This window comes from Rhizobacter sp. (assembly GCA_021153565.1).
GTDB lineage: Bacteria > Pseudomonadota > Gammaproteobacteria > Burkholderiales > Burkholderiaceae_C > Albitalea.
Genome location: JAJKJU010000362.1, coordinates 1 through 12,958, shown reverse-complemented (window position 1 = coordinate 12,958; position 12,958 = coordinate 1). Strand labels below are relative to the sequence as shown.

Here is a 12,958-nt window from a genome sequence, read left to right as displayed (position 1 = left end):
GAGGCTGAGAGTATTTCGATCATGCCCGCTCATCACGCCAAAAGGCCCCTGCTCGTCGTTGCAAATGCTCGCCATAGCACGAGCTATGGCTGCGCTTTGCGTCTAGATCAGGCGCCTTTTGACGTGCTGCTCGGGCACGCTCGAAAAACTCTCAACCTCAGATTCGGAAAAGCGGCCCCAATTTCGCGTCCGTGGTCTTCTCTATGAGGGGGCGCCGCAAGAATCCCTTTGTTGCATCCGAACGGTCTTTGGGTAAACCCTATGTTCGTATGCAACAAACGCATAGCCACTCCGGGAAACAGCATTGGACCGGGAGTTGCGACGAACCGTACAGTCCGCGCCCAAGATGCAGCCACCTCAACCCCTCTCCGACGACACCGACCCGACTCCCGGCTTTCGCCGCGAGCACGACTTTCTCGGTGTCAAGAACATCCCAGTCTCGGCTTACTGGGGCGTGCACAGCGCCCGCGCTGTCGAGAATTTTCCAATCACGGGCCAGGCCATCGGCGGCTGGTCGGACCTGATCCGCGCACTGGCATTCGTCAAGCAGGCCTCGGCGCGCGCCAACCTCGCGTTCAATGTCATCGACGCGCGCAAGGCCGACGCGATCTCCCTCGCCTGTGACGACCTGATCCGCGGCGATCTGCATGACCAGTTCGTCGTCGACGTGATCCAGGGGGGCGCCGGCACCTCGACCAACATGAACGCCAACGAGGTGATCGCCAATCGTGCACTCGAACACCTGTGCTTCGACAAGGGACGCTACGACGTCCTGCACCCCAACGACGACGTCAACGCATCGCAAAGTACCAACGACGTCTACCCGACTGCGCTGCGGCTCGCAGCCTGGTTCGGCATTGGCCACCTCATCATTGCCATGGCGGAGTTGCGTGGCGCCTTTGAAGCCAAGGCGGCCGAGTTCGCAAGAGTTCTGAAGATCGGCCGCACACAGTTGCAAGACGCGGTGCCCATGACGCTGGGCCAGGAGTTCCTGGCCTTCGCGATCATGATCGGCGAAGACGAACAGCGCCTGCGCGAAGCTCGCGCACTCATCACCGAAGTGAACCTCGGTGCCACGGCCATCGGCACTGGCATCAACGCCCCCCACGGCTATGCCGAGAAGGTGATCGCCCTGCTCGCGGATATCAGCGGCGTGCCGGTGGTGAAGTCCGAGAACCTCGTGGAAGCCACGCAGGACACCGGTGCCTTCGTGCAGTTGTCTGGCGTGCTCAAGCGCGTGGCATGCAAGCTGTCGAAGGTCTGCAATGACCTGCGCCTCCTGTCATCCGGACCGCAGGCGGGCTTCGGCGACATCAAGCTGCCGGCGCGACAGGCGGGCTCCTCGATCATGCCCGGCAAGGTGAATCCGGTGATTCCGGAAGTGATGAACCAGGTGGCCTTCGAGGTCATCGGCAACGACATCACCATCACGATGGCGAGCGAGGCTGGCCAGTTGCAGCTGAATGCTTTCGAGCCGATCATGGGTTGGGCGCTTGCGAAGAGCGTGAAGCACTTGACCAACGCATGCAGGACCCTGCAAGTGAACTGCGTCCAAGGCATCCAGGCGAACACCGAGCTCCTCGCGCGTCGTGTCGCGGAGTCGGTGACGCTCGTGACGGCGCTGAACCCGATCATCGGCTACGAAAAGGCGGCCTTGATCGCCAAGACCGCGCTGGCGACCGGCGGCACCATCGCCGACACGGCCGAGGCGCTGGGGATCATGAGTCGTGCTGAAATGGAGGCGTTGCTCGTGCCCGAAACGCTGACGCGTCCGGTACGTCTGGGGGCATGAGGATTTGGCCCGGAATAGGAGAACATATTCCTGGCCAAATCCTGAGCATTGCAAAGTTTGCTGTGACTCGGGTTGCTCACGCACCTCCCCCAACACATTTGACCAACGCAAGTTCGCATTCAATTCGGCTGGAATCGCTGTGTTAACCCTAGGTCCGCGGGCTTGTAGGTGGTTTTCCGTAGCTGCCCATCCATAGAATTTCGTTTTGCCTGTTCGCGGCCCTCGCGTATCTCATTTGTTACTTGCTTGGAAATCATTGAAGGAGTCCCCATGAAGAAGACCATGTTCGCTCTCGCTGCGGTTCTGGCCGTCGGCGCTGTTCATGCCGAAGACACGTTGAAGAAAATCAAGGACAGCGGCGTCATCACGATGGGCGTGCGCGAGTCGTCGGGCCTGTCCTACACGCTGGGTGACGGCAAGTACGTCGGCTACCACATCGATGTGTGCACGAAGGTCATTTCCGATCTTGAAAAGCAGATCGGCAAGAAGCTCGAAGTCAAATACCAGCCGGTGACCTCGCAGAACCGCATCCCGCTCGTGCAGAACGGCACCGTCGACCTCGAGTGCGGCTCGACCACCAACAATGCCACCCGCCAGAAGGACGTCGCCTTCGCCGTCACCACCTTCGTGGAAGAAGTGCGCATTGCCGTAAAGGCCAACTCGGGCATCAACAGCATCGGGCAGCTCGCCAACAAAACGGTGGCCACGACCACCGGCACCACCTCGGTGCAAACTCTGCGCAAGCACGAGCGCGCCAACGGCGTCGACTTCAAGGAGCTCTTCGGCAAGGACCACTCCGACAGCTTCCTGCTGCTCGAATCCGGCCGCGCCGATGCGTTCGTGATGGATGGCTCCATCCTTGCCAAGAACATCGCCTCTTCCAAGAATCCGTCGGACTTCAAGATCGTCGGCGAAGTGCTGTCGGTCGAGCCGATCGCGATCATGATGCGCAAGGACGACCCGGCCTTCAAGAAGGCGGTCGACGACAGCATCAAGGGGCAGATCAAGTCGGGCGACTTGGCCAAGACCTACGACAAGTGGTTCATGCAGCCGATTCCGCCGAGCGGCGCGAAGATCGGCCTGCCGCTGTCGGAAGCCAACAAGAACGCCTGGGCGAACCCCAACGACAAGCCCATGGAAGATTACGCGGTCAAGAAGTAATTCGACAGCGAGGTATCGGACTCGGTTAGGCTTCGGGCACTTCGCCCCGAAGCCTGCGCGAGTTCCGAGAAGCGCGGCGCCCGGTTTGACCGCGTCGCGCTTTTTTCTGGTGTTGTCGCCGTGGGGTAGAGGCGGTAGAAGCCCAAGAAAAACAGGAGATGGTTTTGGGAAGCACTTGGGACTGGCAGATCTTTCTGCAGGACACGGGAGGAGGGCGCACCTACCTCGATTGGATGATGTCGGCGTGGGGCTGGACGATGCTCGTCTCGGTCCAGGCGTTCGTCATCGCGCTGGTGATGGGCTCGCTCATCGGCATTCTTCGCACCACGCCGAGCAAGGCGCTCGTGTTTTTCGGCGATGCATGGACTGAGCTGTTCCGCAGCATTCCGCTCCTGGTTCAGTTGTTCATCTGGTACCACGTCATACCGCAGATTTTCCCGAGCCTGCAGGCGATTCCCGGGCTCGTGCTCGCGGTCTTCGGCCTCGGGTTCTTCACCTCCGCTCGAATTGCCGAACAGGTGAGGGCGGGCATCATGGCCCTGCCCAAGGGCCAGCGTTATGCGGGTCTCGCCATGGGCCTGACGCTGCCGCAGACCTACCGCTACGTGCTTTTGCCGATGGCGTTTCGCATCATCATTCCGCCGATCACGTCCGAGTCGATGAACATCATCAAGAACTCGTCGGTGACCTTCGCGGTGCAGATCTCCGAGCTGATCTTCTTCGCGCTGCAGTCGAGTGAAGAGACCTCGCGTCCGACCACGATCTATGCTGCCGTCACCGGGCTGTACTTCGTGTCGGCATTCACAGTGAACCGCATCATGGCGGTCGTGGAGAAGCGAGTGCAGGTGCCAGGAATGATCGGGGGAGGCAAATAATGCTGCACCTCGACTTCGGTTTCCTCAACGCGCAGATCATCTCGACCTATGTGGTCAAGGGCTTTGTCTATTCCATCCAGTTGACGCTGGTTGCGATGATCGGCGGCATCTTCATCGGCACGCTGCTCGCGCTGATGCGTCTGTCGGGCAAGAAGTGGCTCGTGATGCCCGCGGCGGTCTACGTCAATACGCTGCGGTCCATACCGCTCGTGATGGTGATCCTGTGGTTCTTCCTGCTGATTCCGGCCGGGTTCTACTCGGCCATTGGGGGGCAGTTCGCATTGGCGCACCGGGCAGAGTTGTCCGCCGTCATCACCTTCACCTTCTTCGAGGCAGCCTACTACTCGGAGATCATGCGCGCGGGCATTCAGTCCGTGCCCAAAGGCCAGGTGTATGCGGGCTATGCAGTGGGCATGACCTACAAGCAGTGCATGCAGTTGGTCGTTTTGCCGCAGGCCTTCCGCAACATGCTGCCCGTGCTGCTGACGCAGACCATCATCCTGTTCCAGGACACGTCGCTCGTCTATGCGATCGGCGCCTACGATCTGTTCCACGGCATGGACCTTGTCGCAAAGAATCTGAGCCGGCCGGTCGAGTCGTATCTTGCGGCTGCTGTTGTCTACTTCATCATTTGCTTCAGCCTGTCGATGCTCGTGCGTCGCCTGCAGAAGAAAATCCAAATCATTCGCTGATCGAGCCAGGAGAGCGAACCATGATCGACATCAAGAACGTTTCCAAGTGGTACGGCACCTTCCAGGTACTCACCAATTGCACGACCACCATCAAGAAGGGCGAGGTTGTGGTGGTGTGCGGCCCGTCCGGGTCGGGCAAGTCCACGCTGATCAAGACCGTGAACGCGCTGGAGCCTTTCCAGAAGGGCGACATCGTCGTGGACGGCATCTCGATTTCCGACCCCAAGACCAACCTGCCCAAGCTGCGCAGCCGGGTGGGCATGGTGTTCCAGCACTTTGAACTCTTCCCCCACCTGACGGTGACCGAGAACCTGACGCTCGCGCAGATCAAGGTGCTCGATCGCAGCCAGGACGACGCCCGCGCTCGCGGTCTCAAGATGCTCGACCGCGTGGGCCTGATGGCGCACAAGGACAAGTTCCCCGGTCAGTTGTCAGGCGGCCAGCAGCAGCGCGTTGCGATCGCCAGTGCGCTGTCCATGGACCCGATCGTGATGCTCTTCGACGAACCCACGTCGGCGCTCGACCCCGAGATGGTGGGCGAAGTACTCGACGTGATGGTTCAGTTGGCGCAAGAGGGCATGACCATGATGTGCGTGACGCACGAAATGGGCTTCGCACGCAAGGTGAGCCATCGGGTGATCTTCATGGACCAGGGGAAGATCGTAGAAGACTGCACGCGGGATGACTTCTTCGGCAACCCGAATGCGCGCTCGCCGAGGGCGAAGGACTTTCTGTCGAAGATTCTGCAGCATTGATCTCAACCTGAGTCTTGGTGCGGACAGACTTTGTGCAGACGGAGGACGTGGCCTTCCGGAACTTCGAACCACGCCGCCTTTTCCGAACCGAGGACGCATACGCGCTTATCGGTTTTCAGCCCTGGAAAGTCGTAGTCGGCAAACACCACGCCGCGTGATATGAGAGGCGCGATGGTGCTGGCGATGTTGTCGACTCTAAAGCTCAGGGCGGTGTGCTGCGCCTTCGTTCCCTCGGGTTTCTGAAACAACGCGATCTTGGTGCCGCCGCAGCGGCAGACGAACTTGCCATGGGCTTGCCGCCGATCGGAGTCCGATTTCGCGTTTCATCCAATCGGGCATTACCACAGTGAGATGCGGGGAAAAGGAACCCAATGCATCGGGGGTGCGTTCAAACTGATGTGAAGGCATCAACACCCGTTCGCCCTGAGGTATCGAAGGGCTTGTGGAGCGTCTGGATGGGGCTTTGATACCTCAGCCTGAACGGAAATCGGTGTCCACCTGAAGCGTACACATCAGTTTGAATCGCACCCGTGCATCGGCGACTCAGTGTCGTTCAGGCGCTTCGGCAAGCCGGGGCTCTGCAGCGACTATGAACAACTGCAGAAGACTGGTTTCTGTTACTCCGTATCACGAATTCGGGGATGGCTTTCGGCCCCGCAGCGGTCTCGATTGGACCAATTGGCCAGCGAATCGGCACGCTCAGGAATATGCCACCAGCACAACCGCACGTCGCAGGTTCAACCTCCTGCACCTGTCGACCCACATGGCTGTGCCCTCCGCTCTGGTCTTTTGGCGCGTCCCCGACGCCTACACTTGTCTGCCTTGAGATAGTGATGCTGGTCGGCTCCGTACCGATGGCTCGGATGCCGCACTGGCGGCAGCAACCACAAGCAAAGTTTCAATGACAACCTCGGAACGCCAACTTGAAGAAGAGCTGATCGCCAAGCTCTCGGAGCTGAAGTACACCCATCGCGAAGACATTCGCGACCGTGCCGCCCTCGAAGCCAACTTTCGAGAGAAGTTTCAGCAGCTCAACCGCGTCAAGCTCACCGACGAAGAGTTCCATCGGCTGCTCGAAGAGATTGTCACCCCCGACGTCTTCACCGCTGCCCAGACGCTGCGCAGCCGTAACAGCTTCACCCGCGAAGACGGCACGCCACTGAACTACACCCTGGTCAACATCGACGAATGGTGCAAAAACACCTTTGAAGTCGTCAACCAGCTGCGCATCAACACCGACTACAGCCACCACCGCTTTGACGCCGTGCTGCTCATCAACGGCGTGCCAGTGGTGCAGATCGAGTTGAAGACGCTGGGCATCAACCCGCGCCGCGCCATCGAGCAGATCGTCGACTACAAAAATGACCCCGGCAACGGCTTCACGCGCACGCTGCTGTGCTTCATGCAGGTGTTTGTGGTCAGCAACCGCAACTCGACCTACTACTTCGCCAACAACACGCCCGGCATTTCAGCTTCAACTCCGACGAGCGCTTTCTGCCCATCTACCAATACGCCGCGCCCGACAACACCAAGATCACGGGACTGGATGACTTCGCCGACGCCGTCTTGGCCAAATGCACTCTCGGCCAGATGCTCAGCCGCTACATGGTGCTGGTGGCCAGCGAGCAAAAGCTCTTGATGATGCGGCCCTACCAAATTTATGCGGTCAAGAACATCGTCAAGTGCATCGACGAAAACAGCGGCAATGGCTACATCTGGCACACCACCGGCAGCGGCAAGACGCTCACGAGCTTCAAAGCCTCCACCTTGCTCAAGGCCAACCCGGCCATTGAGAAATGCCTGTTCGTGGTGGACCGCAAAGACCTCGACCGCCAGACCCGGGAAGAGTTCAACCGCTTTCAAGAAGGCTGCGTCGAGCAAAACACCAACACCGGCGCGCTGGTGCAGCGCATGCTGTCAGACGACGGAGCAGACAAGGTCATCGTCTGCACCATCCAGAAGCTCGGCTTGGCGCTGGATGAAAACAGCAAGCGCAACAAAAGCCGAGAGAAGCGCGGGCTGGCCACCTACGTCGACCAGCTAGAAGCGCTGCGCGACAAGCGCATGGTTTTCATTTTCGACGAGTGCCACCGCTCGCAGTTTGGCGACAACCACCAGGCCATCAAAGAGTTCTTCCCCAAGGCCCAGCTCTTCGGCTTCACCGGCACGCCGATCTTTCCAGACAACGCGAGCTACAAGCAGATTACCGGCGAAGAGAAAACGCTGAAGACCACGCAAGACCTCTTTCAGCAGTCGCTGCACGAATACACCATCACCCACGCCATCGAAGACCGCAACGTCTTGCGCTTTCACGTCGACTACTACAAGCCAGACGGCAAAAACCCGCCCAAACAAGGCGAAACGCTGGCCAAGCGTGCCATCGTCGATGCCATCCTGGCCAAGCACGACGCCGCCACGGCCGGGCGCAAGTTCAACGCCATCCTCGCCACCGCCTCCATCAACGACGCCATTGAATACCACGGCCTGTTCGAGAAGGCGCAGGCCGAGATGCTGCGGGCCGACCCGGCCTTCGTGCCGCTCAACATCGCCGCCGTGTTCTCACCGCCCGGCGACGTGAGCCTCGACGTGAGGCAGATTCAAGAAGACCTGCCGCAAGAGCAAGAAGACAACCGCCAAGAGCCTGATGCCAAGAAGGTAGCGCTGAAAGCCATCATCGCCAGCTACAACGCCCGCTTCAGTACGAACCACCGCATCGAGGAATTCGACCTCTACTACCAAGACGTGCAGCAGCGCATCAAAGACCAGCAGTGGCCCGACGCGGACTTACGCAAGTCCATGCCCAGCGCCGCGCAGCACAAGCTCGACATCACCATCGTCGTCGACATGCTGCTCACTGGATTCGACAGCAAGTACCTCAACACGCTCTACGTCGACAAGAACCTCAAGCACCATGGCTTGATACAAGCCTTCAGCCGCACCAACCGCGTGCTGAACGACACCAAGCCCTTCGGCCACATTCTCGACTTTCGTGGCCAACGAGGCGCGGTAGACGAAGCCATTGCCCTTTTCTCTGGCGCCAAGGGCGAGGCCGCGCGAACGATCTGGCTGGTGGACAAGGCCCCCGCCGTGATTGAAAAGCTGCAAGAGGCCAAGGGGGCCCTTCAGAGCTTCATGCACTCGCATGGGCTTTCGGGCAAGCCCGAAGACATCATCAACCTGAAAGGTGACGAAGCTCGCGTCGCCTTCGTCGAGGCCTTCAAGAAAGTGCAGAAGCTGCAAACCCAGCTCGACCAGTACACCGACCTCACACCCGAGCAAGCCGCGGCCATTCAGGCCATCTTGCCCAAAGACGAGCTGACCGCCTTGCGCGGCCAGTACCTCGAGACCGCACAGCGCCTGCGTGCGCAACAGGCCAAGCCGGAGGGTGAGCAGAACGAGCAGGTCGATCAGCTCGATTTCGAGTTCGTGCTCTTTGCATCGAGCACCATCGACTACGACTACATCATGAAGCTCATCGCGGACTTCTCTGCCAAGAAACCCGGCAAGGCCACGATGAGCCGCGAGCAGCTGGTCGGCCTGATCGCGAGCGACGCCAAGTTCATCGACGAACGCAACGACATCACCGAGTACGTGATGAGCCTCAAGGCCGGCGAAGGCCTCGACGAGGCCGCCATTCGCGCGGACTACCAGCAGTTCAAGGCCGCCAAGGCTGCCCGCGAGTTGGGCGAACTCTCTGCCCGGCACGGCCTGCCCGCAGCGGCGATGCAAAGCTTTGTGGACGGCGTGCTTGAGCGCCGCATCTTCGACGGCGAGCAACTCACTGAACTGCTGGCCCCTTTGGCGCTGGGCTGGAAGGCCCGCACGCAGAAGGAGCTAGCCTTGATGACTGATCTGGTGCCGATGTTGAAGAAGCGCGCCGGGGGCCGAGAGATCTCGGGCCTCCAGGCCTACGAGGATTGAGGCGTGGCGAAGCAGGGAAGATCGACGGTGGTGCCGAGACTGCGGTTCCCGGAGTTTCGAAAGGCGACCAAGTGGGCGGAGACAACCCTCGGTTCAGAGGCCACTTTCCAGAAGGGCCGAGGTATCTCAAAGGCCGAGATTGATCCCAAGGGAAATCGTTTGTGCATTCGCTACGGTGAGCTGTACACCCGATATGGCGAAGTCATTCGGGAGGTTTTCTCCAGGACCAATGCACCCGAGTCGGGTCTCCTTCTTAGCTGCAAAAACGATGTGATTGTTCCGGCATCAGGCGAGACCAAAGATGACATCGCGACCGCATCTTGCGTTTTGCTCGACGATGTGGCGCTCGGAAGCGACCTGAACGTGATTCGGACGAGGCACAACGGCGTCTTTCTCAGCTACTTTCTGAACGGGCCAAAACGACGAGAAGTTGCCAAGGTCGCGCAAGGTGACACCGTCGTGCACCTCTATTCAAGTCAGCTTGGACAACTTCCAATTGCCTTTCCCGAGAAAGGCGAGCAACAGAAGATCGCCGACTGCCTGACGGCGCTGGACGAGGTGATTGCCGCTTACGGGCAGAGGGTGGCGGGCTTGATGACTTACAAGCGCGGCCTGATGCAGCAGCTCTTCCCCCGCGAAGGCGAAACCATCCCTCGCCTGCGTTTCCCCGAGTTCCGTAATGACCCGGAGTGGAAAGAGGTGAAGGCTGGAACGCTGTTCGCAAACCGCTCGGAAAGAGGTGAAGACGCGCTGCCGATCTATTCCGTGACGATGACGGATGGCCTCGTGAAGCGCACGTCCTTGGATCGTCGGATCGATGACCTTGCCGAAGCTGCTGGGAACAAAAAAGTACTCCGGCACGACATCGCCTACAACATGATGCGCATGTGGCAAGGTGCATGTGGTGTTGCGCGCGTGGATTGCATGGTCAGCCCTGCCTACGTAGTGCTTGCTCCGAAGATGGGTGTGCGCTCCGATTTCTACGGCTACCTCTTCAAGTTGCCGCAGATGCTGCGGCTGTTTACCGCTCACTCTCGTGGTCTCACAGAAGACAGATTGCGGCTGTACTACCAAGGCTTCAGCAGCATTCCGCTCCCACAGCCCGACGTGCGAGAGCAGAGGCAAATCGCCGATTTCCTATCGGCCTTAGACACCCGGATTGCTATCGAATCTGACAAGTTGGATGCCTTAAAGACTCACAAACAGGGCCTCATGCAGCAGCTATTTCCGTCGCCGGAGGTGGTCTAGCACATGGCGACCACGACCTTCTCCGGCCTGCATCAAGCCCGAGGCCGACGACCCGAATCAGACGCTCTACAAGCGCGTGATTGATTTGATGAGCCATGGCGACTACTCACTGTATGAGCCGCGCGAAATGATGCCGGAGAACAAAGAGCACTTCGGCCGGGCAATGCGGCAGTTCATCAGCGCGCACCCCTTCAGCCCCACGCTCTTCGTTGGCACTGCGGAGCAAACGCCATGACGGGTAAACGCACCCAGCAAGCGGGCGGCGACGGCAAGGCCCTTGCTGCCGCACCCACTGGCCTGACTCCCTTGCTGGGCGCCCTGCGCCAGCTCATCGCCGATTCGCGCCAACAGGCGCTGCGGGCGGTGGACAGTCTTCAGGTGCAAACCTACTGGCATATCGGGCAGCACATCGTCGAGTATGAGCAAGGCGGTGCGCAGCGTGCGGCCTATGGGCAACGGTTGCTGCCGCAGCTGGGGCAGGCGCTGGCGGCGGAGTTTGGGCGCGGCTTTGATGCCACCAACTTGCGGCACATGCGGGGTTCTACCTGGCCTTCCCGATTCGCGACGCACTGCGTCGCGAATTGAGCTGGACGCACTACCGCCTGCTGCTGCGGGTAGACAGCACCGAGGCACGGCAGTGGTACATGCAAGAGGCCGCAAGCCAGAACTGGAGCACGCGGGCGCTGGAGCGGCAGATTGGCACGCTGTATCACGAACGCCTGCTGTTGAGCCAGGACAAGGCGGCGGTAAGCGCCGAGGCCCAGGTTGATCTTGCGGCCTTGGCGCCCTCGCCCCGCGCTTTTGTGCGCGACCCGGTGATGCTGGAGTTCTTGGGCCTGCCTGACACCGGCCGCCTGCTCGAAGCGAAGCTGGAATCTGCGCTGATGGACAAGCTGCAGCAGTTTTTGCTGGAGCTGGGCAAAGGCTTTGCCTTTGTGGCGCGCCAGCAGCGCATCAGCACCGAGACGCAAGACTTTTATATCGACCTGGTGTTCTACAACTACCTGCTCAAGTGCTTTGTGCTGATCGACCTGAAAACAGGCCACCTCACGCACCAGGATGTCGGGCAGATGGACATGTATGTGCGCATGTACGACGAGCTGCGCCGGGGCGCGGACGACAACCCGACGGTGGGCATTCTGTTGTGCGGCAGCAAAGACCAATCGGTGGCGCGCTATTCCGTGCTCAACGGCAGCGAGCAGCTCTTTGCCAGCAAGTACCGCTTGGTCTTGCCCAGCGAAGAAGAGCTGCGGTTGGAGCTGCAGCGCGACAGAGAAGACATTGAAACCCACCAGAACCTGAGCGGCGAAGACGACAAGCCATGACCGAACAAGACCAAAAAGAACTGGGCAAAACCCTCTGGGCCATCGCCGACCAGCTGCGCGGCTCGATGAACGCGGACGACTTTCGCGACTACATGCTGTCGTTCTTGTTCTTGCGCTACTTGTCGGCCAACTATGAACAGGCAGCCCAGAAGGAGCTGGGCGCGGACTACCCGGACGTGGCGGCGGACGTGATGGAGCAGACCGACGCCACGACGCCGCTTCAAATCTGGTACGAGGAGAACGCTGCCGACGTGGATGAGTTCGAGAAGCAGATGCGCCGCAAGGTGCACTACGTGATCGAGCCCGACTATCTGTGGGGCAGCATCACCTACCTGGCCAAGACACAAAGCGGCCAGCTACTCAATACCTTGCAAAAGGGCTTCAATTACATTGAGGAAAGGTCATTCCAGAGCAACTTCCAAGGCTTGTTTTCTGAAATCAACCTCGCATCCGACAAGCTCGGCCGCAAGTACGAAGACCGCAACGCCAAGCTGTGCTCGATCATCTCGGAGCTGGCGCGTGGCATGTCGCTGTTCTCGACCGACACCGACACCCTGGGCGATGCCTACGAATACCTGATCGGGCATTGCGGCGGGCTCGGGCAAGAAGGCGGGCGAGTTCTACACGCCTCAGCAAATCTCAAGCATTCTCTCGGCCATCGTCACGCTCGACAGCCAAGCGCCCGAGACGGGCTCGCGCAAGAAGCTCGAGAGCGTTTTCGATTCGCCTGCGGCTCGGGCTCGCTGCTGCTGAACGTGCGGCACCGCATGAAGAAGGCCGGCGGCACCATCTCCAAGATCTACGGGCAGGAATACAACGTCACGACCTACAACCTGGCACGCATGAACATGTTGCTGCACGGGGTGAAGGACACCGAGTTCGAGATCTACCACGGAGACACGCTCACCAACGCCTGGGACTACTTGCGTGAGACCAACCCCGCAAAGAAGCCGAAGTTCGATGCGGTGGTGGCCAACCCACCGTTCAGCTACCGCTGGGAACCAACCGACACCATCAGCGAAGACATGCGCTTCAAGGGCCACGGCGTGGCACCCAAGAGCGCGGCCGACTTTGCCTTCTTGCTGCACGGTGTTATGTCCGTTGATATCCGAGGCGATCTGAGGGGGTGACGTCCCGGTGTTCTTGAGGGCGATGTTGAGATCGGCACCTTGCTCAGCTTGGGACCGCG

Annotated in this window: 9 protein-coding genes and 2 pseudogenes; 10 read left to right on the top strand and 1 reads right to left on the bottom strand. The window is 59.9% G+C overall.

Going from position 1 to position 12,958, the window contains the following annotated elements:
- Positions 1–346: 346 nt before the first annotated feature.
- The 5 genes from AC30NL_RS22310 to AC30NL_RS22290 all read left to right on the top strand — a co-directional run bounded on the left by AC30NL_RS22310 (position 347) and on the right by AC30NL_RS22290 (position 5,275).
- Entirely contained in the window at positions 347–1,792 is a 1,446-nt protein-coding gene (locus AC30NL_RS22310) for an aspartate ammonia-lyase (RefSeq protein WP_489466173.1), read from the top strand.
- A 270-nt stretch (positions 1,793–2,062) separates the two neighbouring features.
- Positions 2,063–2,953, top strand: a complete 891-nt coding sequence (locus AC30NL_RS22305; RefSeq protein ID WP_489466172.1) for an amino acid ABC transporter substrate-binding protein — start codon at positions 2,063–2,065, stop codon at positions 2,951–2,953.
- 164 nt (positions 2,954–3,117) lie between these two features.
- Positions 3,118–3,828 (top strand): amino acid ABC transporter permease, encoded by a 711-nt coding sequence (locus AC30NL_RS22300; RefSeq protein WP_489466171.1) that lies wholly within the window; start codon positions 3,118–3,120, stop codon positions 3,826–3,828.
- Positions 3,828–4,520: an amino acid ABC transporter permease gene (locus AC30NL_RS22295; protein ID WP_489466170.1), complete on the top strand. Its 693-nt coding sequence runs from the start codon at positions 3,828–3,830 to the stop codon at positions 4,518–4,520. Before AC30NL_RS22300 ends, AC30NL_RS22295 begins: the two co-directional genes overlap by 1 nt.
- A gap of 20 nt (positions 4,521–4,540) precedes the next feature.
- On the top strand, positions 4,541–5,275 hold the full coding sequence (locus AC30NL_RS22290; protein WP_489466169.1) for an amino acid ABC transporter ATP-binding protein: 735 nt from the start codon (positions 4,541–4,543) through the stop codon (positions 5,273–5,275).
- Positions 5,276–5,277: 2 nt separating this feature from the next.
- Here AC30NL_RS22290 and AC30NL_RS22285 read toward each other — a convergent pair whose 3' ends face one another.
- Positions 5,278–5,523 carry a hypothetical protein gene (locus AC30NL_RS22285; RefSeq protein WP_489466168.1) on the bottom strand — a complete coding sequence of 82 codons (246 nt, stop codon included), beginning with the start codon at positions 5,521–5,523 and terminating at the stop codon, positions 5,278–5,280.
- A gap of 653 nt (positions 5,524–6,176) precedes the next feature.
- On the opposite strand from AC30NL_RS22285, the pseudogene AC30NL_RS22280 reads away from it, so the two are divergent.
- The 5 genes and pseudogenes from AC30NL_RS22280 to AC30NL_RS22260 all read left to right on the top strand — a co-directional run bounded on the left by AC30NL_RS22280 (position 6,177) and on the right by AC30NL_RS22260 (position 12,899).
- Positions 6,177–9,196, top strand: a pseudogene (locus tag AC30NL_RS22280) (type I restriction endonuclease subunit R).
- A gap of 3 nt (positions 9,197–9,199) precedes the next feature.
- Entirely contained in the window at positions 9,200–10,444 is a 1,245-nt protein-coding gene (locus tag AC30NL_RS22275) for a restriction endonuclease subunit S (RefSeq protein WP_489466167.1), read from the top strand.
- 231 nt (positions 10,445–10,675) lie between these two features.
- Positions 10,676–11,103 (top strand): annotated as a pseudogene (locus tag AC30NL_RS22270) (DUF1016 N-terminal domain-containing protein); the annotation flags it as partial.
- Complete coding sequence (locus AC30NL_RS22265; protein WP_489466174.1) at positions 11,089–11,769, top strand: PDDEXK nuclease domain-containing protein; 681 nt, start codon at positions 11,089–11,091, stop codon at positions 11,767–11,769. The pseudogene AC30NL_RS22270 and the gene AC30NL_RS22265, both read left to right, overlap by 15 nt.
- Positions 11,766–12,899 carry an N-6 DNA methylase gene (locus tag AC30NL_RS22260; RefSeq protein WP_489466166.1) on the top strand — a complete coding sequence of 378 codons (1,134 nt, stop codon included), beginning with the start codon at positions 11,766–11,768 and terminating at the stop codon, positions 12,897–12,899. The genes AC30NL_RS22265 and AC30NL_RS22260 overlap by 4 nt, the downstream gene beginning before the upstream one ends.
- The last annotated feature ends 59 nt before the right edge of the window (positions 12,900–12,958 follow it).